The organism is Methylophaga sp. UBA3192 (genome assembly GCA_002363955.1).
GTDB lineage: Bacteria > Pseudomonadota > Gammaproteobacteria > Nitrosococcales > Methylophagaceae > Methylophaga.
The window spans coordinates 261,656-286,165 of the sequence record DEXE01000006.1 but is presented as its reverse complement, the minus strand read 5'-3'; the positions used below and the strand labels follow the sequence as shown (position 1 = coordinate 286,165).

Annotated in this window: 22 protein-coding genes; 10 read left to right on the top strand and 12 right to left on the bottom strand. The window is 44.7% G+C overall.

Annotated elements, in window-relative coordinates:
- Positions 1–139 precede the first annotated feature (139 nt).
- The 4 genes from B2337_RS08485 to B2337_RS08470 form a co-directional block, all read right to left on the bottom strand.
- Entirely contained in the window at positions 140–316 is a 177-nt protein-coding gene (locus tag B2337_RS08485) for a hypothetical protein (RefSeq protein ID WP_292413244.1), read from the bottom strand.
- Positions 317–479: 163 nt separating this feature from the next.
- Positions 480–1,187: a monofunctional biosynthetic peptidoglycan transglycosylase gene (gene mtgA / locus B2337_RS08480; RefSeq protein WP_292359730.1), complete on the bottom strand. Its 708-nt coding sequence runs from the start codon at positions 1,185–1,187 to the stop codon at positions 480–482.
- Between the two features lie 115 nt (positions 1,188–1,302).
- A complete protein-coding gene (locus B2337_RS08475; protein ID WP_292413242.1) occupies positions 1,303–3,786 on the bottom strand; it encodes an ABC transporter permease in 2,484 nt (827 codons plus the stop codon).
- Positions 3,783–4,514, bottom strand: coding sequence for an ABC transporter ATP-binding protein (locus B2337_RS08470; protein ID WP_292413241.1), 732 nt, complete (start codon positions 4,512–4,514; stop codon positions 3,783–3,785). The genes B2337_RS08475 and B2337_RS08470 overlap by 4 nt, the downstream gene beginning before the upstream one ends.
- Positions 4,515–4,542: 28 nt before the next feature.
- Between B2337_RS08470 and B2337_RS08465 the strand changes: the two genes are divergently transcribed.
- The gene (locus B2337_RS08465; RefSeq protein WP_292413239.1) at positions 4,543–5,184 is read left to right on the top strand and encodes an arylesterase; all 642 of its coding nucleotides are present in this window, start codon (positions 4,543–4,545) and stop codon (positions 5,182–5,184) included.
- Positions 5,185–5,296: 112 nt separating this feature from the next.
- A complete protein-coding gene (locus B2337_RS08460; RefSeq protein ID WP_292359736.1) occupies positions 5,297–5,962 on the top strand; it encodes an HAD family hydrolase in 666 nt (221 codons plus the stop codon).
- A 24-nt stretch (positions 5,963–5,986) separates the two neighbouring features.
- Here B2337_RS08460 and B2337_RS08455 read toward each other — a convergent pair whose 3' ends face one another.
- The 5 genes from B2337_RS08455 to B2337_RS08435 all read right to left on the bottom strand — a co-directional run bounded on the left by B2337_RS08455 (position 5,987) and on the right by B2337_RS08435 (position 12,109).
- Complete coding sequence (locus B2337_RS08455) at positions 5,987–7,108, bottom strand: ABC transporter permease (RefSeq protein WP_292359738.1); 1,122 nt, start codon at positions 7,106–7,108, stop codon at positions 5,987–5,989.
- A 1-nt stretch (position 7,109) separates the two neighbouring features.
- Positions 7,110–9,890: a ribosome-associated ATPase/putative transporter RbbA gene (rbbA, locus tag B2337_RS08450; RefSeq protein ID WP_292413237.1), complete on the bottom strand. Its 2,781-nt coding sequence runs from the start codon at positions 9,888–9,890 to the stop codon at positions 7,110–7,112.
- Positions 9,890–10,963, bottom strand: a complete 1,074-nt coding sequence (locus B2337_RS08445; RefSeq protein WP_292359742.1) for an HlyD family secretion protein — start codon at positions 10,961–10,963, stop codon at positions 9,890–9,892. The genes rbbA and B2337_RS08445 overlap by 1 nt, the downstream gene beginning before the upstream one ends.
- Before the next feature lie 267 nt (positions 10,964–11,230).
- Entirely contained in the window at positions 11,231–11,539 is a 309-nt protein-coding gene (locus B2337_RS08440) for a hypothetical protein (protein ID WP_292359744.1), read from the bottom strand.
- Between the two features lie 228 nt (positions 11,540–11,767).
- Positions 11,768–12,109 (bottom strand): DUF2845 domain-containing protein, encoded by a 342-nt coding sequence (locus tag B2337_RS08435; protein ID WP_292359746.1) that lies wholly within the window; start codon positions 12,107–12,109, stop codon positions 11,768–11,770.
- A 239-nt stretch (positions 12,110–12,348) separates the two neighbouring features.
- Between B2337_RS08435 and B2337_RS08430 the strand changes: the two genes are divergently transcribed.
- Entirely contained in the window at positions 12,349–14,031 is a 1,683-nt protein-coding gene (locus tag B2337_RS08430) for an NAD-dependent malic enzyme (protein WP_292413236.1), read from the top strand.
- Positions 14,032–14,102: 71 nt separating this feature from the next.
- Here the strand turns inward: B2337_RS08430 and B2337_RS08425 are convergent, their stop codons facing one another.
- Entirely contained in the window at positions 14,103–16,316 is a 2,214-nt protein-coding gene (locus tag B2337_RS08425; protein ID WP_292742497.1) for a TonB-dependent receptor, read from the bottom strand.
- Between the two features lie 264 nt (positions 16,317–16,580).
- Here B2337_RS08425 and B2337_RS08420 point away from each other — a divergent pair, with 264 nt between their 5' ends.
- From B2337_RS08420 to B2337_RS08405, 4 genes are all read left to right on the top strand, one after another.
- Positions 16,581–16,856, top strand: a complete 276-nt coding sequence (locus B2337_RS08420; protein ID WP_292359752.1) for a cupin domain-containing protein — start codon at positions 16,581–16,583, stop codon at positions 16,854–16,856.
- Between the two features lie 108 nt (positions 16,857–16,964).
- On the top strand, positions 16,965–17,489 hold the full coding sequence (locus B2337_RS08415; RefSeq protein WP_292413232.1) for an NADPH-dependent FMN reductase: 525 nt from the start codon (positions 16,965–16,967) through the stop codon (positions 17,487–17,489).
- 91 nt (positions 17,490–17,580) lie between these two features.
- Complete coding sequence (locus tag B2337_RS08410) at positions 17,581–17,952, top strand: helix-turn-helix domain-containing protein (RefSeq protein WP_292359756.1); 372 nt, start codon at positions 17,581–17,583, stop codon at positions 17,950–17,952.
- 312 nt (positions 17,953–18,264) lie between these two features.
- Positions 18,265–19,878 carry a methyl-accepting chemotaxis protein gene (locus B2337_RS08405; protein WP_292413230.1) on the top strand — a complete coding sequence of 538 codons (1,614 nt, stop codon included), beginning with the start codon at positions 18,265–18,267 and terminating at the stop codon, positions 19,876–19,878.
- A gap of 3 nt (positions 19,879–19,881) precedes the next feature.
- On the opposite strand, the gene B2337_RS08400 is transcribed toward B2337_RS08405, so the two are convergent.
- Positions 19,882–20,958, bottom strand: a complete 1,077-nt coding sequence (locus B2337_RS08400; protein ID WP_292413229.1) for a DUF3080 family protein — start codon at positions 20,956–20,958, stop codon at positions 19,882–19,884.
- Positions 20,959–21,058: 100 nt separating this feature from the next.
- Between B2337_RS08400 and B2337_RS08395 the strand changes: the two genes are divergently transcribed.
- The 3 genes from B2337_RS08395 to B2337_RS08385 all read left to right on the top strand — a co-directional run bounded on the left by B2337_RS08395 (position 21,059) and on the right by B2337_RS08385 (position 23,681).
- Complete coding sequence (locus B2337_RS08395; protein WP_292413227.1) at positions 21,059–22,066, top strand: sensor domain-containing diguanylate cyclase; 1,008 nt, start codon at positions 21,059–21,061, stop codon at positions 22,064–22,066.
- A 120-nt stretch (positions 22,067–22,186) separates the two neighbouring features.
- Positions 22,187–23,215 carry an acyltransferase family protein gene (locus tag B2337_RS08390; protein WP_292359763.1) on the top strand — a complete coding sequence of 343 codons (1,029 nt, stop codon included), beginning with the start codon at positions 22,187–22,189 and terminating at the stop codon, positions 23,213–23,215.
- A gap of 262 nt (positions 23,216–23,477) precedes the next feature.
- Complete coding sequence (locus B2337_RS08385; RefSeq protein WP_014706925.1) at positions 23,478–23,681, top strand: cold-shock protein; 204 nt, start codon at positions 23,478–23,480, stop codon at positions 23,679–23,681.
- Positions 23,682–23,762: 81 nt separating this feature from the next.
- Here the strand turns inward: B2337_RS08385 and B2337_RS08380 are convergent, their stop codons facing one another.
- Positions 23,763–24,509 carry an SDR family oxidoreductase gene (locus B2337_RS08380; RefSeq protein WP_292413224.1) on the bottom strand — a complete coding sequence of 249 codons (747 nt, stop codon included), beginning with the start codon at positions 24,507–24,509 and terminating at the stop codon, positions 23,763–23,765.
- Between the last annotated feature and the right edge of the window lies 1 nt (position 24,510).

Here is a 24,510-nt window from a genome sequence, read left to right as displayed (position 1 = left end):
ATTCACAAGCGTTGAAACATCATAACTGAACTTACATTACGCTTAATCGGCTGCTTTTCAAAGAGTAGACTGGAATTTCAAATTTGCAGGAAAATCATTGTTTCTGGCGTGTTAATCTCCACGGTGATTTTCGAACTGATTAAGCAACCGTGACCAGCCAGTCCTGATAACTTGGCTTGGCTTGGGCGTGTAAACCGGCAGAACTAAATGCACTTTCACTATCAATTAATTCACCGTTATGTTCAAACACATTATGGTCTGCGTAATGTCTGACCCAAGTCTCTAGATCCTGCATTTCCGTATTCATTCTCATCATCTCAATCCCAATAGTTATAGAAAAAACTGTTAATTGAAGCTGTTATCACTCAATTAATACGTTTTCATTTTATTAAGATGATGTGTAATTCATGTGAAGAATCAATGCTTTGTCGTCGACATGTGAGCTGATTCACATTTATATCGGCCCGTTATGATTTGCATTATTTTTCGTTTAACGGCGCTAACCACTGCACGCCACCAAGCCTGCGTTGCTGCTGTAAATTCCATTCAGCACGTTTATGCAGATGCTGCGCTGGCCTCGCTGGATTGTAATTTAATGGGCTGGGTAATGAAGACGCGAGTAAAGCCGCCTGCATGGGGGTCAGATTCGCTGCCGGAAGTCTGAAGTGATATTGGCTGGCGGCCTCGATGCCAAATACCCCAGGCCCCCACTCAGCGATATTCAGATAAACCTCAAGAATACGTTGCTTACTCCATGAGAGTTCGATCAGTAAGGTAAACCATACTTCCAAGCCCTTTCTGAACCAGCTGCGTCCAGTCCAGAGATACATATTCTTCGCCACTTGCTGACTGATAGTGCTGGCACCACGCAAGCCTCCCCTACGCTCTCGCTCTTTCAGCGCCTGCTGAATCGCCTTTAGGTCAAACCCACTGTGTAAGGGAAATTTCTGATCCTCAGAAGTGACCACCGCTAACGCCGCGTGTTTAGGAATCGCTTCCCAGCTTAACCAGGATTGTCGTAATTCAAAGTCTTCCGTTGAATGAATCCATCTATCAGCCATCACCATGGTGATCGGTGGATTCACCCAGCGAAATGGCAACACCAGCAATAAACTCAACAGAACAAACGCCAATATCGCTTGCAGTAATCCCCGTAAAATAAACCGATAAACTCGACGCACAGCCATTCCTAAACAAAACAGGCATCTTCAAAGATGCAAACCCGCACATAATGGGGCGTTTATTTTTGCCATGCAACATTCATTAATACAGTCAATGCGGATAACGTTATTCCGGGCATCGTTATTCCAGTCTTCTGAGTAACAACATGGGTGACACGGTCAATACCGGCGTTAATTGCCAGCGTCCTAATAACGCCAGTATAAAAGCACTGATAAACGGCAAGTTGACCACTACCGGCCAATGCCAGCGAAACTCGCCATCAAACATACGGCTTTGCAAAGCCCAAACCGCTATTTCTGCAGCAAATACCCCTAGAATACCGGCTAGAAAGCCAATCAATGCAAACTCGATCATCGTGGCTCTTACCAGTAATTGTTGTTGACCGCCTAAGGTACGTAATAATGCCCCCTCACGTTGTCGTTCAGACATCGTCGCGCTGACAACGGCTACCATCACCGCAATGGCAGCCAGCAGAATCATTAATAATATTGCTTCAACAGCCTGCGTGACCTGGCGGATGATTTGCTGAATACGTTCGATAATATGATCAATTTCCAGTACTGAAATCGTTGGGAACTGTCGCACAAAATCATTCAACAGTGCTTTATCCTGCTCTGCCAGATAAAAGCTGGTAAGCGACGTACTGGGCAATCCATCTATCGCACCATTGGGTGGAAAGATAATAAAGAAATTCGGCCGCATACTGTCCCATTGCACACTGCGAATACTGGTGATTTTAGCCGTCACTTTTTCAGCACCCACTGTAAAACCCAGTTCATCGCCAACCTTTACTCCAAGCGATTCAGCTAATGACTGCTCAATTGATAAGCCCTTGGTATCTCCCGCCTTAAACCATTGTCCGGCCACAATTTCATTATCATCCGGATAACTATCTGAAATCGTCAGGTTTAATTCCCGCCGCAGTTCATCGTCATCTTTGTTTAACGCGACTTCCTGAGCCGGCTGTGCATTTATCTCGGTCAGTCTGCCTCGGATAATCGGGTATAGCGGGCTTCTGTTTAGATCATGCTCAGTAAAAAAAGCTTCAACTTCATTAACAGATTCCGGTGCAATATTAAGCAAAAAGTGATTTGGCGCATCTTCAGGCAACTGTGCCTGCCAGTCAGCTAACAAGGAAGAACGCACCAGAACCAAGGTAGCGGCCAGCATAATCGTCATGGCAAACACTGACATTTGTGACAAGGTGGCGTTGCGATGTCGGTACAAAGCGATGACCGCTAACCGCCAACTACCCTGTCCTGCCGTAAATTTGCGTAACAGCCAGATTAGTCCGGCACCTACGATAGCCAGAGTGACGACTAGAGTGATAATGGCGCCCAGTAAGGCTATTACCAATTTAAGATCGCTGACATAGATCCACAACAGACCCAATATTACCGCAACAGCCAACAACAAATCTTTGGCTAAAGCACCTTTATCATTGGTTGGCAGGCTGCGAAACACACGCATTGCCGGGGTATTCCGTAATCGATCTATTGGCGGATAGGCAAAGGCAAACAACGCGACCAAAGCCGTTAATATAGCTGGCCACAGTTGCCAGAAATCCAATTCAAACTGTAACGGTTGTTCCATCAATTGAGCTGTCATCGAGGCCATTAACCAGGCTGCCGGTATCGCTAACAATAAGCCAATCACTGTCGATATCAGTCCCCAGATGACGAGTCGGGATAAATACAACTTGCGAATACGTTTACCGGTCAGACCCATAGTTTTTAATAAGGCCACCCGATCCCGCTGACTAAGTGCATATTGGCGGCTGGCAACGGCAATGGCCACTACAGCCAGTAACACGGCCAGACTGCCGCCCAGCAATAAAAATCCTTCTGCTTTATCCAGAGATTCCCCCAGGGTTTCTCCCTGACGAACATCTACCCAGCGGTAATTATCGGTTAACTGTGGTTCCAACCAGGTTTCAAAATCCGCCAGATTGGTGGAACCTCCGGCAAACAGACCACGATGACGCACCCGGCTACCCTCTTGTATAACCCCGGTAGACGCTACATCGTCAATATGCATCATAACCCGTGGCGCCAGATTGGAAAGTCGAAAGCCGCCATCTGGCTCACGCATGATCACCCCAGTCACTTCAAGTGATGTAGCCCCGACTTCCAGAGCATCCCCCGGACGTAATTCCAATAAGCGCATTAAACGTGGATTCAACCAGACTTCACCAGGCTTGGGCCCTGATGTAATAATTTGCCGTGCCGCCTCCAGATCGGCCTGCCATTCAAGTTCACCTCGCAACGGGTAAGTATTATCAATCGCCTTAACCGCAACCAGTTGAAATTGGCTTTCATTAGACACCATGGTGCCAAACTCAATCATTCGACCAATTTCTAAACCAAAATTTTCTGCTTCTGCATACCACGCCTCTGGAATCGGTGCATTGGTTCGGCTGTTTAATTGACGATCTGCTGTCAAAAAAGCACTGGCAGACGTCATTAACGTACGTTGCAGATGATCAGCAAAGGCATTAATGGTGGCTACCGTAGCAACCGCAATAATCATAGCCAGCAACATGACTTTAACGTTTCGTTCGCGTAAATCCTGACTAAACGAAATGACTTTACCTGTCACACTCATGCAGATATAACCTCTGCATCAGCGGCGTGATGTTCATGTAATACACCCGCATCAATTACAAAATGTCGCTGACAACGATCGGCAAGTTGCTGATCATGTGTCACCATCACCAGCGTGGTGCCCTGTTCACGATTCAGTGCCATTAATAAATCCGTAATAGCTTCACCGGTACGCGTGTCCAGATTGCCAGTGGGTTCGTCCGCAAATAACACTTTCGGTTCAACGGCAAAGGCTCTGGCAATAGCCACCCGTTGTTGCTCACCTCCCGATAATTGCCGTGGTGTGTGCTGCATACGCTCGCCAAGACCGACACGCTCAAGCAGGTTTTCAGCTTGTGTTTTAGCATTAGACAGTCCTGCTAACTCTATGGGAAGCATGACATTTTCGATTGCAGATAACGTCGGTAATAATTGAAAAGACTGAAATACAAAGCCAACACGCTGCGAACGGAGACTGGCACGTTCATCTTCCGATAATGCACTGATAATATGTCCATCAAGCTTAACCGTTCCACTGGAGGGTAAATCCAGTCCTGCCAGTAACCCCAGTAAGGTGGTTTTACCTGAGCCGGACCGGCCGACGATAGCGGCCGATTCACCTTTACGGATATCCAGATTCACATGCTGCAAAATCGATAACTTATCAGTGCCTAAATCGACAGAGTGCGACAGATTTTGTACCTGTATCATGAAGTCGTTTGAAAGATCCGGTTGTCTATCAGTGGACATGCTTTCCTCACATAATTAATGGGTGGTTATGAAAACCTTATTATCGTCACAAAAATTGTTTATCTGGTTGTTTTTAGTACTGATCAGTTTTCAGTCACAAGCTGCTGAACCACAGCGAAAAAACCTGTTAATTGTTGGTGACAGCCTCAGCGCTGCCTATGGTATCGACAGTGATGCCGCCTGGGTTGAGCTGCTCAAAAATCGTCTGGAAGATAAGACACCTGGCACCTGGCATGTGGCCAATGCCAGTATCAGTGGTGAAACAACCGACGGTGGTCTACGCAGACTACCCGATTTACTGGACAAACATGGGCCCACCATTGTCGTTATAGAATTAGGTGGTAACGACGGCTTAAGAGGTTTTCCACCTGACGTTATTCGAAATAATTTAGCCAAAATGATCCAGTTATCCCAACAGCACGAGGCAAAAGTTTTATTGGTCGGCATCGAAATTCCACCGAACTATGGTCCCCGTTACACAACAGCATTTGCCAATGTTTATTCCAGTCTGGCAAAAGAGTATAACGTGGCTTTTTTACCATTCTTTCTGGCCGATGTTTATGATGGTGAAGCAATGATGCAGGCAGATGGGATTCATCCGACGGCAAAAGCACAACCGCAACTACTTGATAATATCTGGTCTGAGTTACTTGCATTACTCGAACAGTAGATTAACTTAATTAAACCTTGTATCTGACCTGATTAATCGCTGAAATGTTGCCGAATGTTTAAACTAAATATGCTTCATTTGAAGCCAAACTGCCATCATCATGGAAATCGTTATGATTAAAGCCGTTATTTTTGATATGGATGGCGTACTGATTGATTCCGAGCAGATTTGGGATGATGCTGAAAAAACTGTTTTTTCCAGTTACGGAATTTCAATTACTGAAGCCGATCAATTATTGACCCGCAATATGAACATGCAGGAAGTCTCGGAATTCTGGTCGGCAAAAGCACTTACATCCTTTTCGCTTCAAGCTGCCGAGCAACGTGTCATTGAAGAGGTTTGCCTGCAGATTCAAAAAAGCCCCCGTGCTATGCAAGGCGCGCTCAACTTACTTGATACGCTTTTTAAGCCCGGTCAATTACCTATTGGTTTAGCGACGAATGCACCACGTCCAGTTTGCAACACCGTGCTGCAATGCCTGAACATCGAACGCTACTTTGACTCCGTACATACCGCTGATGATGTTGAAAATACCAAACCGCATCCGGAAATATATCTTAAAAGTGCTGAAGTCCTGCAGGTAGATCCCCAACACTGTCTGGTATTCGAGGATTCACCAACCGGCGTCAGGGCAGCGCATGCAGCTGGAATGCAGGTAATTTATGTTAATCCAATCCGGGCTGCAGATTATGTAATCAATACTATGACCAGAACCACTTTTCAATCGCTCATGCAATTTAATATTGATGACATTGAGTCTTTATCATTGTGCCAATAAATACGATTTATCGGTCTGGTGATCTTAGGCCATGGAGACAATGGTTTTGCGAAAACGGCTCAACGATATACCGAACAAAGCCGCCCCAAGCAGTATCAAGGCAAGGAACTGTGGCCAAACGTCACTGAAACCTGCCCCGCGATACAGAATCGATTGGGCCAGCATGACAAAGTGAGTATTAGGCGCTATCAACATGATGTGCTGAATAATCTCCGGCATGCTCTCACGCGGGGTGCTGCCGCCGGATAACACTTGCAGAGGTAACAGAATCAGCACCATCAACAAACCAAATTGAGGCATTGATCTGGCTATCGTGCCCAGAAAAATGCCTAATGAAGTGGTTGCAAATAAATGCAGCAAGGTGCCCAGCAGAAACAACCATACGGATCCATGGATCGGCACTGATAGCCATGTCTGAACCACCAGCCACAATGATAAAGCTGTGGCGACTAATACCACTAATGCCATCGACCAGACTTTGCTGGCCATGATCTCAAACGGTGTGACTGGCATCACCAGTAAATGCTCGACCGTGCCATGCTCACGCTCCCGGATAAGCGCAGCCCCAGTGAGAATAATTGACAGCATCGTAATGTTGTTAATCAACTGCATTACCGCGCCAAACCATTGGCTATTGAGTTCGGCATTAAATTTTGCCCGCAGTACCAGATCTGCTGGCGTCGTGCTGATTTGACGATGCCGTTCAACAAAGGCTGTTATTTCTCCACTGACAATGGACTGTACATAACTATTTCCGGTAAACGCCTGCCCCATTCGGGTAGCATCAATATTTAACTGAATAACGGGTTGATGACCAGCCAGTAAATCACGTTGAAAATTAGACGGAATATGCAAAGCAAAGGTATCAATTCCCATATCCATACGAGCATCTATTTCATGCTGTTCAACCAGTACAGGAGGCATAAAATACGGTGGATAGAAAGCATCTACAATACGCATAGATAAGGGTGAACGATCATCATCAACAATGGCTATCGGTGCATTATTCAAGGAATCAATCATCGCTGTCGCAGCGGTATAAATTGATAAACTGAATGCGTAAACAATGAAAATCATCAATACCGGATCACGCGCCAGACTTCGTAATTCTTTGATGCCTAAATGCAGCAGATTGGCGACACCCATCTCAGCGCTCCTGCTTTTTCAGTAACATCACGCCCATAAATAATAAGGCTGGAGCCGCAATAAACAAAGCGATAAAGGCAGATTGTAAATCGGTGTAAGACAGCCCTTTGGAAAACACACCACGAGAAATGGTGAGAAAATGCGTCGCCGGATAAATCTCACCAATCCATCTGCCGGCACCTTGCATCGAAGACACCGGATCAATCATGCCGGAAAATTGTACCGCGGGTACCAGCGTTAGTAATGCTGTGCCAAATAATGCCGCAATCTGGCTGCGGGTAAAGGCCGATATCAACAACCCTAACGAGGTTGCACAAAATACATAGAATAGTGCTGCAAACGACAAGGTAAGAAAACTGCCGGTAAAGGGCACTTGAAAGATAAAGACAGCAAATAACACCAGTAAAAAATAATTCAGCATGCCCAACGCCATGTAAGGTAGTTGTTTACCCAACAGAAATTCCAGACGACTGACCGGGGTGACATACAGATTTACAATCGACCCCAACTCTTTCTCACGAACCACCGAAAGCGCCGTCAACATGGATGGAATCAACATCAATAGCAAAGGAATCATCGCGGGTACCATTGCCACCAAACTTTTCACATCGGGATTATAACGAAAGCGGGTTTCAATCGTCGCCGGCTGAGCGAATATCGCCGAGCCCAGTATTTCTCTTGATTTAGTGGTGAGCCAATGGGCGTGCATCCCTTGCACGTATCCACGAACATTTTCACCGCGGGTTGGCATTGAACCATCAATCCAGGCAGCAATTTCTACAGATTGACCACGTGCCAGATCCCGGCCGAAACCATAGGGAATCTCGATCGCCAGACTCAATTCACCTGACTGCATGCGCTTTTCTATTTCAGCATGGCTATATAGCGCAGGCTGCTCAATAAAATAACGTGAACCGGATAAATTCAATGTGTAATCACGACTGGTAGCAGATTGATCAGCATCCAGCACAGCAAATTTGAGATCTTCAACATCCAGACTAATGCCATAGCCGACTACAAACATCAGTAATAAAGTCCCCACCATCGCCAGCGTTAAACGCACAGGGTCACGGAGCAATTCGAGTGTTTCACGTCGGCTGTAACTATATAAACGTCGCAGGCTGAATCGGTTATCCGTATTCGTAGCAACAGCTGTTTTAATGAGTGTTGGCAGAGTGTTTTCAGCAGTTTGTTCGGCAACCGCTTGCTTTTTCTCGTGTCGATCGACTTCTTCCTGCAGATAATCGACAAAGGCATCTTCAAGTGATGTGGTTTTCTTGAAGGCTTTTAAGTTATCGGGAGTATCTGTCACTAATACCCGTCCGGCATGCATCAATGAAATCCGGTCACAGCGCTCCGCTTCATTCATAAAATGTGTGGAGATAAAGATAGTCACCCCATCATGCCGCGCCAAATCCGCCATGATTTGCCAGAACGCATCGCGGGCAATCGGATCAACACCTGATGTCGGTTCATCCAGAATCAGCATTTCCGGACCATGAATCATCGCTACCGCCAGCGATAATCGTTGTCTTTGTCCTAACGGTAACGACTCCGGCAAACTATCCATCACCGTTTCAAGTTCAAAACGTTTTGCCATTTCGCTGATTCGACTCGCAATATTCTGCGATGGCAGTTTGAATAAACGTGCATGCAGATCCAGGTTTTGCCTGACTGTGAGTTCGCCATACAAAGAGAAGGATTGCGTCATATAGCCCACGCGTTGTCGGGTTGTCAGATCATGAGGATCAATGGTGTTGCCAAACAACCTGGCCTGGCCTTCAGTGGCGGCCAATAAGCCAGTGAGCATTTTCATCGTGGTGGTTTTGCCACAACCATTGGAGCCGAGAAAGCCGAAAATCTCACCACGCGGTATACGAAAACTCACCCTATCGACCGCTGTAAAATCACCAAAGCGCATAGTGAGATTATCCGCTTCGATCGCAAAACCATCCTGAATAGATTCATTACGCGGCGGAATCACAACTGCTTGGTGGCGACCACGTTGTATCGCCGGTAGTAAGGCAATAAAAGCCGATTCCAGTGAGGTGGTAGAAGTTTGCTCAAGTAGCTGCTGCGGGGTTCCGGTAGCCAATACCTGACCCTGATTGATAGCGACCAACCAATCAAAATCTGCGGCCTCTTCCATATAGGCGGTGGCCACTAAAACACTCATTAGAGGATTGTCTTGCCGGATGCGATTAATCAAGGTCCAGAACTGGCGTCTGGATAACGGATCCACACCCGTTGTTGGTTCATCCAGAATCAATAAGTCCGGATCATGAATCAGCGCACAGCATAATCCTAATTTCTGCTTCATACCGCCGGATAGTTTGCCTGCTGGACGATTAGCAAAAGCACTCAGTCCGGTGGCTTGCAATAATTGTGTGATGCGTTGTTCACGCTCAGCCCGATCCTGGCCAAATAAACGAGCAAAGAAGTCGACATTTTCGAATACAGATAACGTGTGATAGAGGTTTTTACCCAGACCTTGTGGCATATAGGCGATCCGTGGGCAAACCGATTGACGATGCTTTTTTTGCTGCATATCACCGCCAAGCACCTCTACCTCACCATGCTGAATGGCATGTGCACCAGATATCAGCGAAAACAAGCTGGATTTACCGACGCCATCAGGACCGATGACGCCAACCATCACCCCTGCTGGAATATCGAGATTCAGATTTTTCAATGCCTGTGTTTTGCCATAGTCGAGACGAACATTTTTCAGCACTACAACTGGGCGCTTGCTGTTAACCTCCGTCAGTGGCGACCAGGTCATTAAGGAATCCTCACCGCCATATGTTCTGGCCACTCTCCTTGTGCATTTTCAAGAATAAACGCCATGCCTGGCAAACCGGTTTTTACACGAAGAATATTCGCATCCAGCAAATCCTGAGGAATTTGGGCACGCACCCGAAACATCAGTTTTTCCCGTTCACTGGCAGTCTCGACTGACTTAGGTGTGAACTGGGCGACATCGGCGACAAAAGATACTTTGGCTGGAAAAACATAATTCGGTGCTGCATCGATAATAATTCTGACCTCTGTACCTAATGCCAGACGTCCGGCACTGCTGGTCGGTAAAAAGAAGGTCATATATACATCTCGCAGATCCACCAGATTCAATACGCGTCCACCAGCAGCAATGACTTCTCCAGGTTGGGCAATACGATACTGGACTCGACCATCACGGACAGCTTTAAGCTCACTATCAGAAATATCTGCCTGAATACGATCAATACTGGCCTGAGCACCTAATAAAGCCGATTCGGCTCCAGCCATTTGAGCTCTGGCTGTGACAATGGCAGCATCGGAAGCGGCTACTTGTGCCTTTGAAGCACTGACCGCGGCTATGGCACTTTGCTGACGAGCAAAATCATCATCTGCTTCCTGTTGGGATGTTGCGCCACGTCCTGCTAACGACGAAGACCGCTCATAACGCTTACGAGCTACATTTAATTCGGCCTCGCGCTGAGCAACCAAAGCTAATGCCGCTTGTTTTTCTGCTTCGCGCTGTACCAATTGACTATTGGCAATAGCCACGGAGCTCTCGGCTTGATGAAACAACGCCTGGGCCTCACGTAACTGGGCCATCAGGTTTTCAGTATCCATTCTGGCCACTACCTGACCTGCTGTGACAAAGTCACCTTCCCGAACCAGGATATCCTGAATACGCCCAGCCATTTTGGCTGCCACATCAATTTCTGTCGCTTCAATCCGGCCATTTCCATACACCAGACCGGCATTTGGATCAGGGGCCAGATACCAGCGCCACAAGAAAAATATCGACAATGCGATGAAAACTAACAATATGGCTGCGCGAAGTAGTTTGGAATTTCGGTTAGGTGGCATCCATTGCAGTCCTTATTAAAAAATCAAACCTGCCGGCAGCTGAAAAATAACGATTAATACGCCGGATTATTGGTGATCAGAAGCCCCATTGCCATACCGTTTATCGGTGAGGGATGTATTGAAGGTTTGGTCAATAACAAGCCATAAATATACGCATTAATATTTTACACCGTGGTAGTCAGTGTACGACAAAAATGCCTGGTTAAACCGAAAGTATAAGTTTATCTGCTGTGTGTTTGATTCAGATCAAGGGTCACACCACCCGCATCAGTGCTGGTGCTGTTCGCAGCCCTTAAATACTTGCTGTTCAACGGCTTCTTCCGGTAAGTCATCGGGAAAGGTATAAGCCAGGTTAATCGCCAGATCGACCACCCGTAAAAATTCGTCGTTTGCAAACTCAGGACGCATGGTCTGCTCTACGTCCTGTTTCGATTTACCGGATTGCTTGTGGTGATAGTAATCTCCGGTCAGATTGGCGATCAGTTCACACTGTTTATTGTTTTCCATTTCATCTGCAAAAAGCGGGAGACTTAAAAAACCAAGCAAGGGTAAAACCAAAATAGTAGATGTTTTCATCAGTTGCTCTGCGAGTGTTGTGTTAAAAGATAAACTTACGACTCGCCATTAAACAGTAAAAATCCAGCAGCTTATAAATAATTATTCTTTGGTCTGTTTATCTTTTATCGCCGTCTAAGGTGTGACTGAAAACATGCCAATCAATCCACGATGAATAAGATGTTTGTGACAATAAAAAAACGGTCTGTTAAGACCGCTTTTTTATTTGAATTGATTGTTTATCTAACTCTATGGCTGTGGGGTATTGAATATTTTTACTACCAGACCATTTTTTATAACAACATGAGTTTCCTGATTATCTACGATGCGATATAGCCATTTTTCGAAATGGTCGTTTACCTGATCTGAGTCAGCAACCTTCCTTAATACGGGGCGAGTATGTGAACTGATAAACGCTGGCTCCCAAAACTGACCGCATATTGTTTTTATGTCATCAGTGCTCATACCAATGGTGATGCTGTTACTTCCACAGGCCATACTTTCTTCGTGTGAAGAGGCATTCCCTGCAAATGCAGGGCCAGAGAGCAGGAGTGTCGCCATTGACACTGAAATAAGGTTAGATAAAAACATGATTTTTCTCACTATTCAGCCGCGGGCATCTGTAAAAACTCGTGACAATATGCGACTTTAAATAGCCTTTAGTCAACCGGTAAACCTGACTTATATCCAAAAAATATCTACTCTTTCACGAATTGCTCCGTGTATCTGGTTCATAAAGTCCGTGGTGACCCGGAAATTTAGATTTGAATCTTGACTGTGACTGATGTTTATATTGATGCTGAATCACCATTAACCGGATCGTTAATCAAATGTCGCTTAAACCAATATATATTCCTTACGCTGGCCCGACCCTCCTGGCAACATCACTTCTTAATAAAGGTACTGCATTCAGCGAAGCCGAGCGACAGCAGTTCAATCTCAGAGGCTTGATTCCGCAACGTTTTGAAACCATAAAACAACAGGCTGAACGGGCCTATCAGCAATATTCCAGTTTTATTGAACCGATTAACAAGCACATTTATCTGCGGACGATTCAGGATAATAATGAAACGCTGTTTTATTACCTGCTGGAACAGCATCTGCAGGAAATGATGCCGATCATTTACACCCCCACTGTGGGTGATGCGTGTGAGCGTTTTTCGCAAATCTATCGACGGGCAAGAGGCTTGTTTATTTCCTATCCGGATCGTCACAACATAGATGAAATACTGCTCAATGCCACTAAACGCAAAGTCAAAGTCATTGTCGTGACGGATGGCAGTCGTATTCTCGGTCTGGGGGATCAAGGCGTCGGTGGTATGGGTATCCCGATTGGCAAGCTTTCCCTATATACCGTCTGCGGTGGTATCAGCCCGGCGTATACCCTGCCCATCATGCTTGACGTTGGCACGGACAATGCTGAATTACTGAATAATCCCCAATATATTGGTTGGCAACATCCACGTATTGATGCTCAGCAATACGATGAGTTTATGGACTTGTTTATTAGCGCCATCAAAAAACGCTGGCCCAAGGTATTGTTACAGTTTGAGGACTTTGAACAACGCAAAGCCCTGCCGTTACTCAATCGTTATCGCGATGAATTGTGTTGTTTTAATGATGATATTCAGGGAACAGCAGCTGTCACCGTTGGTTCATTACTGGCCGCCTGTCGTGCCAAACAACAAACACTCTCGGAACAGACCATTGTATTTGTCGGTGCAGGCTCTGCTGGATGTGGCATCGCCGAGCAAATCGTGGCACAAATGATGACTGAAGGTACCAGTGAAGTTGATGCCCGCAAACACATTTTTATGATTGACCGACCGGGACTACTGACCCAATCGTTACCCGGGCTACCGGATTTTCAACAAAAACTAGCTCAACTCGATCTGGTTTGTGCTACCTGGAATATGTCGGGTATCAATGCCAACTTGGCCGAAGTGATTGAAAATGTAAAACCAACCGTGTTGATTGGGGTTTCAGGACAGGCAGGAATCTTTACCGAGGCAATAATCAAATCCATGTATTTGCATTGTCCAAAACCAATTATTTTCCCGTTAAGCAATCCATCCAAACAGATTGAAGCTCATCCTCAACAACTTATCGAATGGACAGATGGCAATGCACTTATAGCAACTGGTAGCCCTTTCACGCCGGTCGTTTATGATGGAAATTTTTACCCTATCGCTCAATGCAATAACAGTTACATTTTCCCGGGGCTGGGTCTCGCTGTGGTGGCAGCGGGTATCGAACGAATTACCGATGATATGTTAATAATCGCCAGTGAAGTGCTGGCGGCTGCATCGCCAATGGCGACCAGTGGTCACCAGGAACTTCTCCCCCCACTGACTGAAACGGCAGAACTCAGTAAAAAAATTGCTTTTGCAGTGGCCAAACTGGCTCAGCAAAAACGACTCGCCCCTGAAATGACTGAAAATACTTTATTACAGGCCATTGAAGATAACTTCTGGCTGCCACGTTATCGTGATTATCAACGGGTGAATGTTTAAAAAGCGAACATAAAAAAACGGCTTGCAAAGTTGTATCTGCAAGCCGTTTTTTTAAACTGATATTGCTTAGTTTAGAAGTCCATTGTGGCGCTTACCATTACGGTGCGAGGTGCACCAAGCGCCAAATAGCCTCTTCCCGGGAAACCACCCACCGAAGCCCAGTAGTTACGGTCAAACAAGTTGTGTACACGTGCCCTCAGCGTCACATCCTGATTTCCAACAGCCATAATATAACGGGCGCCAATATCAACCGTGGTCCAGTCATCGACTTTCAGCGTATTGGCGTCATCAGCATAACGTGAACCGGTATAAGTCACCCGGGTATCCAGCGCCAGACCATCCAAGTGCGGGACTTCCCATTCTGCACCGAGATTGCCCTGCCACTCAGCTACACCAATTACTTCATTGCCATCAATTAAGGCATCCCCGGTGTCTTTCTGTTCTGTATCCAGCCAGGTCACGCCACCCAAAACTTTGACATTGTCAGAAGCTTTGCCGTAAACGGTCAGTTCGATACCTTTATGTTCATCTTCTCCTGACTCTTGAAAGATATTATTTTCAATGACCGCTCTGGGTTTTGACGTTGTGAAATAGGCCAAGCCCAGACCTAACTGCCCCGTCTCATATTTGACGCCCACTTCTTTTTGTTCCGAAACATAGGGAGATAATGACTCTCCGACATTAATCACACCGGTGCTCGGTGCCGTCTCGCCTTGCGCTAAACTCTCAATATAGTTGGCATAGAGTGACACTTGATCAGTGACCCTGAACACGGCGCCGACTGCCGGGGTGATCTCACTGTCCTCATAAGAAGTCCGCACCCCTGCTGTCTCAAATTCTGAGTCACTACTATAGTTATCCACCCTGATTGACTGATGCCGGGCGCCCAGCGTCAATAACAAACGCTCATCCATAAAAGAGAGCGTGTCACCAATGGCAAAGCTATTCAGTTTTGTTCTGCCAGTTAACCCAGGCGAGTCGAGGTCATTGCCAAAGAATGTTCCGGTGGCAGCGCCACTACCAAATCCGGGTCTGTTGTAATAAACCGGATTGTATAAATTACTGTCCAGACGGCGCTCACCAAACTCACCAAGGAAGGCATTCTTTGTTTCCAATTGGAAATACGAATATGACACCACCCATTCATGCCCGACGGCGCCGGTATCAAAATTGCCTCTGAAGCCGATTTCCCCGGTATCAACCCGATCTTCGCGGGTATTATCAAATCTGCCCATAACACCCGCTCCGGAACGGGCATCCTGAAGCGTAAAATTAGCCAGCGAATTATCCTCATCAGTCCGACGCAGACCATACGCTGCCCAGGCAGTCACATTGTCATTGAGATCATATTCTGCCCGGAAGGTGCCAAACACATCCTCTTCATTGGAATAGCTCCAGGGCTGTGCCCAATTCTTGCTCGCATCTGGCGCTTTCGGTACGACATCCGTTAAACCGTTAATCGCTACATTGGTTCGGGTTTCATCTAATTGATGATTTTGATACCCCATATCCGCCGATAAACGCAGTCGATCACCCCGATAATCCAAACCGACGCTGAACAGGCTCAGCTCCGCATTTTCATCGTCAATCGAGGTACCACCATTGTGATGGGCAGCATTGACTCGAATACCAAACTCTTGATTTTCACCGAAACGACGTGCCACATCCGCAGCGACATTGCGTTGATCATTGTGAGATGCACCGACAGTGATTCGGTTCAAATCATAGTTTGGAGCTCGTTTAGGGAGTAAATTAATCACACCTCCGATACCGTTCCCACCCGGAGCGGCACCTGTCAGAAATGCTGAGGCACCACGCAATACTTCAACGCGTTCAAATAACTCTGTCGCAATATATTGACGGGGTAACAACGAATACAGACCATTATAGGCAACATCATCTGAATAAAGAAGAAAACCCCGAATGAAGTAGGTTTCCTGAAAGTTACCAAAGCCGCGAGCAACCCTGACACCGGGATCGGCTTGCAGGACGTCTCCGACGCTCTGCGCCTGACGGTCCTGAATAAATTCGTTGGTATAGCTGGTAATACTAAAAGGGGTATCCAGATTATCTTTAGTCCCCAGAATACCTGCACGTCCCCCCTCAGCAACTTGACCACCTGCAAAGGCTGGAGATAGACCTTCAGCAGAAGCATCGGCACTGGCTGTAACAGTAATGGCATCTAACACTGCAGAATCATTATCACTTTCTGCAGCCATTAAAGTCTGTGTTGCCAATAAAGCTAAACCAATGGATATCGCTAAAGGCGATAATTTTGTTTGCATCGGGGGTCTCCGGGGTAGATTTCAAAGGAATATATGCTACGCCCGAGACACGCTAATGTAAACACTAATCATTTTCATTTAGATAGACAAGAACACCTGTGCAGCAGGTTAAACTGATACATTTAGGATTTAAAGAGTCAGGTTTGCTATTATTTGCCGGTCAAATACTGACATGTTGCCGTGTGATAGGACATGGACGACAGTAAAAGCAATTGGTTTGTCGCATGACAACCAGGATCATACTTTTTATATATCAGGATTTTTATGCCAGAGATTATTATTGAAAAAAACCCCAGTGAAGCTCGTTTACAAGAACTGGGTGTGTCAGGTTGGGAAATTTGGGATTGCCCGGTCACTGAATTCCGTTTGGATTTTGATGAAACCGAAAAAGCCTACATTCTGGAAGGTGAAATTGTCGTTACACCAGACGGCGGCGAGCCAGTCACTATCGTTCCTGGTGATTATGCAATTTTCCCAACAGGTTTGAAAAGCATGTGGCAAGTCACTAAACAGCTGAAAAAACATTACAGCTACGATTAGTCAGTAATACATAAAGGCATCCTCGGATGCCTTTTTTACTTTTGCAATATGAACAACTTTTCGACAGGCTACCTGTCACAAAACTGAGTTTCAATTAATGGAGATTTTATGAAAGTCATCGCTTTTGCAGCCAGCAGTAGTAAACAATCCATCAATAAGCAGTTAGTCACTTATGCGGCAAGTCTGGTAGACAAGGCAGAGGTAGAAGTACTTGATCTGAATGATTATGAGCTGCCTTTATTCAGTGTTGATATAGAAAAAGAACTGGGACAACCTGCTTTGGCACAAGCTTTTATTGCTAAATTGGGCAGTGCTGATGCATTGGTTATTTCGTTTGCAGAACACAATGGAAACTATTCAGCGGCATGGAAAAACCTGTTTGACTGGTGTTCTCGCATCGAACAAAAAATCTTTCAGAAAAAACCCACTATTCTTCTCTCAACATCTCCTGGTGAACGCGGTGGTGCAACAGTCATGGATATTGCGCTGAACGCCCTTCCTCGTTTTGCTGCAGAAATAAAAGGCAGTATGTCATTACCCTCTTTTTATGAAAATTTCGATCCAGACAGTGGGCGGGTTATTCATACTGACTATGATAAACAGTTGCACGAAACCATGAATAAACTGGCCTAAGGTCTGTTTGTCACATTTTTGAAATACAGTTGCAGTAATGTCGAAAAATTAAGTGTTTTAGATCATTTATTCATTATTTTGGGGATCCAGCATGAACGACTCAGCAGTTTTATTGGAATTAAAGAAAAAAGCCCAAAAACAACTTCGTAAAATCAGTGAAAAAAACTCCGTAAATAGTGAAAGAGCAAAGGCTTTATTATTACTTTCAGAAGGTGCCACTCAAACTGAGACGGCAGATCAAACTACATTAAGTCTTGGGCAGGTTCGATATTGGCTGGGACGTTACCGCACAAATGGAATTGACTGCTTTCCCGAGCCAGTTAAGACCAAACTGGACACAGACAACAAAGACAAAACTAAAAAAGACAAAAAATCTGCAAAAAAATTAAAAGCCAAAGTCAACAAATCCAAAAAAGCCGATAAGAATAAAAAGAAAGCCAACAAAAAAACAAAGTCCAAATAAACTGGAATGCTAACGACTGCAAGTGAAACGGTTCTATCGTTTCTGAACCTTTAAAGATAAGCTATCAAACCTGCCATAGCGAAAAAATCCTCTCACACAGGCTCTTGTTCCTGTAGAGCTTGGCGACATCTTTTTTTCAGCAAACCCATTTTTCCTCTAAATCAACAATGTGACTTATGTGTCATTAATTCAGGTTTTTTCTAAAGGTTTTCCTTAGATTGTCGACAACATTGCTGTACATAAGTCCTTCTGCAAGGAACTACATGTATAAGCTGGTAATTACACGATTTTGCGGTCTCTAAGGACATTGATATGAACATCCACAGCATTCGAACCAAAAGCTCATTACCGGTATTGGTCATGGGGTTAACCATTATTATCGTCATCTCGATGTTCTGGTGGATGATGTCATTACAAAACAATCTTATTGAAATTCAGTCTCGAAGCTTTATGCCAGCAAGTGAGGTTATTCTGAATGCTGATCGTGATCTTTACCAAGCCAAGCTAGCGCAATTAAATATTCTTTCCGGACAATCTGATGCCGAACAACAGGAAGCAGACCGGCAGGAAAATATCCAGCAAGTTGCAGCACGTTATGCTGATTACAGAGCGTACCTGAAAGACTTTCCGGAAATTGCAGGTGATCCGGCAGTATTTGATCAGGCTTATCAGGAGTGGGTAAGATCATCCAACGCTTTAATTGAAGCTTTTAATAACAAGCTTTCATTAAATCGCCTTGGACAGGTTGAAGATCAGGAGTTTGCCGAATTGAGGGATATTCTTGATAAATCAGGTGAAGCAGTTATTACCGGTTTTGAGGTCATCGAAAAAGAATTGGCTGCTGCTATCCGTACCAAAATGACGTTTACTTTTATTGCTGTTGGTATTGTCTTGCTGATTGCCTTAACGTTCAGTTATCTGATTCCTAAAAAGCTGACAGATGATATTAACTACCTGGTGAAACGTATCAATGAAATCGCTTCAGGTGATGGTGATCTCACCGCAAGAATAGACGTGTCTTCCAAAGATGAATTTGGCAATCTGGCCCAAGCCTTTAACGTATTTGTTTCCAACCTGCAGGATCTGATAAAAAACATCCTGTCACAAGTCGGCAACCTGGGAAGTCTGACTGCCAGTCTCTCAGATGCCTCAGAACATACTAAAAGCATTAACCATAAGTTAAATTTATCAACTGAATCCATTGTAAGCGCCGTTCATGAAATGACTCTGGCCAATAAGGAAATGGCACAGGTTGCTACGAACTCAGCATCAGAAGCCGATAAAACTGCTGGTTTAGCGGATCGGGGTATGGCCGTTGTCAGAACATCGAATGAAAAAATTTCGGCCCTGATCCGTAATATGGATTTGGTCTTGAATTCGTCTCAGGAACTGGAAACCAACTCAAATAATATAGTGACGGTATTGGATGTTATTCGTGGTGTTGCCGAACAAACCAATTTACTGGCGTTGAATGCAGCCATTGAAGCCGCTCGTGCTGGCGAACATGGCCGTGGCTTTGCCGTTGTAGCAGATGAGGTCCGCACCCTGGCGACCCGAACTCAGCAAAGTACTAATGACATAGATAAAATCATTCAGCAATTACAGCTTTCCGTCAGTGCATCTTCCAAGGCTATCTCTGAAGGTAAAGTGAATGCGGATGAAACCGCGAGTACTTTTGTCGAAGCCGATGTGGTCTTCCATGAAATCCAGGAATCTTCTAACCGTGTTAACGACATGGCAACTCAAACTGCTCAGGCAACTGAGGAACAAACCTGTGTTGCCGAAGAGATCAGTAAAAATCTGCATGGCCTGAATGAACAGACAGAATCGGCCAGTGAAGTCGCTGAAACCGGTGAAGAGCTCTCCCAGGAAATCAGACGCTTTTCAGATGCTATGAAACAAATGATGAGTCGCTTTAAGGTTTAGATATTAATCGGGAGTGGGCCGAAGACCACATTGTTCCAGCAAATCCTGCCAGGCTTCAGTGTGCGCTTTAACTTGTTGCTGATACTTCCCCCAAAGCCCTTTATCATTATCCCAACGTAAACTTTGATCGTAATAGGGCCGAAAAGAGTCCGGCATGACATGCTGTTGGATGTCAGCCAGTTCGGCTAATGGTTTGAATAACTGTTCGGCTCCACGATTCACGCTGGACAGATATGGCTGAACGTTAGCGATGTAGACATTGAAGAACACCGACTCTACAGTTTTTGCCTTATTATTGGGTTGACCTTGTGGACATAAGGGTTTTTGATGAATTCGCTGTTTCAGGATTTGTGTTGCATCATCAAGCCTGCTGGCCAGTAATCTCACACTATTGTGCAACTGACCTGCCCTGCTACCATATTGCCAGCGCTGTTGAATATCACCCACGTAATTCAGATCATCTGCATAATCACCAGCTTGGAGCTTTCTGACAACCGAATTTAAATAGTTAATATCATTAGAATATGTCGATATTTCATGCTGGCTCTGTTCGGGCTGATACAGCCCATTGGACAGGCTCATCAATCTGGCTATTTCATCAGTTCCCCAGGTAGCATTCCAGATAATTAGTGGTAAAGACTGCTGTTTTGTTTCAATCGCTTCTGAAACTTTTTGTCGCAAGTTGTCGTTATCAATCTCTGCTAAACATACCCTGGCCGCTTCAATAAAACGTAATTCATAACGCAGATTATTCAACGGCTGCATGACTCGGCCCATAATCGAGTTTTTCTCACCGACAACAAATTGCAATTCACAACCATACAACGCCAAAAAGTCGAGCATATTTATCTCGGTTTCCGGGATTGATAACTTGCGCTCCCGAGGTCTGGGTATTCTTTCAATATAAATTAAATCAGAGTATTTCGGCTCAACATCCAGTACATGGCCTAACCTTTTTACATACTCATCCATCATGGTTTCAGGTTTAGCGAACGGGTCGCAGCCAATCAACCCGAACAGGCAAGTTAACAGGAATGTAATTCGATACGGAACAGACATTAATAATGCGTTTTTAACCAAAAACCGGGAACCTATTTTTCAGACACTTTAAATAGGTTAAAGACTCGTTTTAAATTTATTGTATGCTTTTGATTAGGTGTAAAAACAAAGGATCAACTCCTTGACCAATAAATTGAATATGTCTCATCCGATTGTAAGCGATGATTATTTTCAGCAATGGCAGGATCTGATTGATTTGTTAGCTGAGTTTATGGAAGCACCAGCGGCTTTGTTGACGTGTATTAACAGCTATGATCAACTTGTTGTAAAAGTAAAAAATCGAGCACCTGAAAACCCTTATCAAATCAATAAACAATTTCAATTGACCGGTTCAGGAAGGTACTGCGAATTTGTTATTGATCATCAGCAAACCCTGTTTGTCGCCAATGCCAATGAGGACGATAACTGGAAAGATAAGTATGATTCCAGATTAGGCATGATCAATTATCTGGGCGTCCCCGTCAGCTGGCCTAATGGTGATCCGTTTGGTTCATTGTGTGTTCTGGATACAAAAACGCATTATTACAGTGAATTGCAACGCAAAATGCTGGTGCAGTTACGTAATATTTTTGAAGCCCACCTGGATATTCTGGAAAAGAACTTTGAACTGGAAGAAGTCGCAACAACATTAGAATATCTTGCCAATACGGATGATTTAACTGGGATCTGGAATCGCAGGGCATTTATTGCTCAAGCAGAAACCGAATTGCAACGTACCTCCCGTCATAATCGAACATTATGTTTATTGATGTTTGATATCGATGACTTTAAACGTATAAATGATCTGCATGGCCATAACACCGGCGATGAGGCCATAAAGTTATTCAGCGAATGCATTATGAGTTCAAAGCGTTCGTACGATATTTTTGGTCGTATTGGTGGTGAAGAGTTTGCCATGGTTTTACCGGAAACCGATCTGGCTTCAGCGCTGACGCTAGCAGAACGGATGCGTGAGTGTGTAGAGCAATTAAGTCTGCCGTTAGTCAGTGGCGAAAAAGTAACCTTTACCGTCAGCATTGGTCTGACCGAGTATTGTGAACAGGATGATGGTATTTTTGCCCTGCTCAGCCGAGCAGATCGCAATCTTTATGCTGCGAAGCATCAAGGAAAAAACTGTGTTGTGTCGTGATTTTTTTAGTAATTCTGCTATTCTCAAATAGCATTAATTCCTGTTTATATAGCCTATGTTAAGTCTGCGTTAATTCTCGAACGTTATACTCATCAGCATTTTCTACAGCAGGAGCGATGTATGGCGAAGGCCAAAAACCGACTGCAGGCACTTGATGCATTGCGAGGAATTGCAGCGTTAGGCGTAGTTCTTTTTCATTATTTTCCTTATTACAACGAATTGTACGGTCATGCATTCACTCCGCCCGATGTGCTGGAATTTGGTCGTTATGGCGTTCATTTATTTTTCATGCTTAGTGGTTTTGTCATTTTCATGACTCTGGAGAGAACACAACATGCAGGCAAATTTGGTTTAGCCCGCGCTTTTCGATTATTACCCGCTTTATGGGTTGGCATTATTCTGACTTTCATGGCTGTTCATCTACTTGGCCCTCCTGATCGAACTGTTCCGTTGAGTTCAGCCCTGATGAACTTCACGCTGCTTCACAGTTATTTTAATCATGCCCATGTAGATGGAGCCTACTGGAGCCTGGTGATTGAGGTCACATTTTATGTCTGGATGGCGTTACTGTTTTATACCTTGAAAAGCTGGCAATTGTTACGCATCGTTTTATTCGGTTGGATCATAATCAGTTATCTCGCTGTGATGAATATGGAAAATTTATCTCACACAATGCTGTTCATTACTCACGAATTACTGTTTGTCTTGTATGCACCTTTGTTTATCAGTGGGATTTTATTGTACAACTGGCATAAATCAGGCAGTTTGCCTGCAATAGACGTTTTTTTTCTTGCGCTGGCAATGAGTCATGCTCTGATTGCCTATCCTGCACCGTTCAATATTTTTGTATTAGCGTGCTATGGCGTGTTTGTTATGGCCATAAGCGGTTATTTGAATTTTATTGTTAACACCATCACCCTCTGGTTAGGTAGCCTGTCATATTCGCTGTATTTGATACACCAGAACATTGGTTATGGAATCATCGATCAGAGCTACGCAATGGGTTTATCAGGGTTAACAGGCGTAACAATGGCTGTTGTTGTATCGTTTCTTCTGGCAACACTTATCCATTATTACGTCGAGAAACCGTGCCTGACATGGTTTCGTCAAAGGCGACAAAAGCGCACACCTGTACCAGTAATGAATTAGCATTGTGACTTGAAGCCGAGAACAGTGTTTACTCAAGCCCCATACTATTTCGTTTTTTACAAAAATATGTTTTGACCTTTACAAATAATCTCTATATAGTCAATTGTGCTTGCAAGTACGACAGATATTTGTTTTCAAGTTCGATGTTTCCGCTTTAATGTTAGATCCAAAGAGTACTCGTCCTGTTTTCAAAATACCCGCTCCACTTACAGCAAACCCGCCCGCATGGGCATTTTTAGATTTACAAAAAATAGGATGATTTATGTCTTCAACTGGAACAGTTAAATGGTTTAACGAAGCTAAAGGCTTTGGTTTTATCGAACAAGAAAACGGCCCTGACGTTTTCGCACATTTCCGTCAAATCCAAGGTGACGGTTTCAAAACATTGACTGAAGGCCAACGTGTAACATTTGATGTTACTCAAGGTCAAAAAGGTCCACAAGCTGAAAACATCGTTCCTGCTTAATTGCACACGATATAACAGTTTGTCTTTCACCTCTGGGTGAAACGAAAAGCCCCTTAACCGGGGCTTTTTTGTATCTGGGTGTTATTCAACACTGTCAGCTTCCACAACATTACGGGCAAAACTCTGATATTGCATCCACATGTCCTGTGCCATAGTATCTGGAAACACATGAAATTGCCCCGCTTTAAGGCCATCAATAATTGCTTTTGCAACGGTATCAGCAGTTTCTGCAATATCATTAAACCCGGCCTCTTTTGCCATATCGGTTGCTATTGGCCCGGGATGCACACTCATTACTCTGGTACCTTGTTCAGCAAGCTGCTCCTGTAAGGCCTGAGTTAATGGATAAGCTGCGGCTTTAGAGGCTGCATAGCTTGAAAAGGCCGGGAAAGATCTTAATGAAGCAATTGAATTAAGCTGAACAAAGGCCCCCCCACCATTTGATTTCAATACAGGCGCAAAGGCCTGAGCCATATAGAGCAAACCGTTTACATTAACTGCCATCTGCGTTTGTAAGGCTTCAACCACACGATCATCTAACGGCATTGCCATTAGCAAAATACCTGCATTATTTACGACCAGATCAACATCATTGGCTTTTTTGGCAGCAGCAAATATGGTTTCTGGCTTTGCTAAATCTACCGCAATGGCAACAAGCTGTTCGGGATATTGCGCTAATAATGCATCAGCTGATGCGACATCACGAACGGCCAAATAAATTTTGCTGACACCTGCGTGGATAAAAGCCTCGACAATCGCTTTACCAATACCCCGGTTAGCCCCTGTCACTAAGGCTGTTTTACCTGTTATGTCATAGGTTACATTCATC